Origin of the sequence: Aeromonas sp. 603607 (assembly GCF_049171595.1) — a bacterium.
GTDB lineage: Bacteria > Pseudomonadota > Gammaproteobacteria > Enterobacterales > Aeromonadaceae > Aeromonas > Aeromonas veronii.
Window position 1 is genome coordinate 1 of sequence record NZ_JAAKOV010000038.1, and the last position, 677, is coordinate 677.

General features: G+C 58.2%; 1 protein-coding gene. It reads left to right on the forward strand.

Going from position 1 to position 677, the window contains the following annotated elements; translation table 11 throughout:
* Positions 1–570, forward strand: a 570-nt coding sequence (locus tag G5315_RS20490; protein ID WP_421333920.1) for a class I SAM-dependent methyltransferase, incomplete at its 5' end; no start/stop codon positions are given.
* Between the last annotated feature and the right edge of the window lie 107 nt (positions 571–677).

The following is a 677-nucleotide window of genomic DNA, read 5'->3' on the forward strand; positions in this document are numbered from 1 at the left end:
GTATCTTCGCGCACTGTTCATTGCGACTGGCTCACTCTGCTGGAGCCTTGGCTCGTGGCGGCGCCGCGCCGGTTGCTCGATGTAGGGGCTGGCAGTGGTCGGGATGCCGCGTTTTTGGCCGGGCTCCATCAGGGCCACAGTGTGGTCGCTGTCGAACCCAGTCAGGCACTCGCTTCGCTGGGACAGTGCCGTACCCGGGATGTTGCAGTGGATTGGGTCAATGACGCTATGCCGGCTCTCTCTCGCGTGACCGGTACTTTTGATCTGATTTTGCTCAGTGCTGTCTGGATGCATCTACCCCCGGAGTCTCGTCCCTTGGCGCTGGCACGTCTTCATGAGCTGCTCTCACCAGATGGTTATCTGGTACTGAGTCTTCGTCTGGTTATCTCGGAGCAGGAGATGCGGGAGCGAGCCATGTATCCGGTAGCTGTCGATGAGGTGGAGCGGCTTGCATTGGAGGAGGGGATGACACTGCTCCATGTGTCAGAACCACAGGAGGATGCCTTGGCGCGTAGCGGCTTGAGTTGGCAGAGTCTGATCCTTGGGGGTGAACATGCACGCCTCCCCTGAGCAACAACTCGCTTTTATTGCCTATCTGCAACGCATCTTTACCGAAGGCGATTTTGTGGCCACTTACAAGTGCGCCTTGCTCCACGGGATTGCAGATATCGCGATTG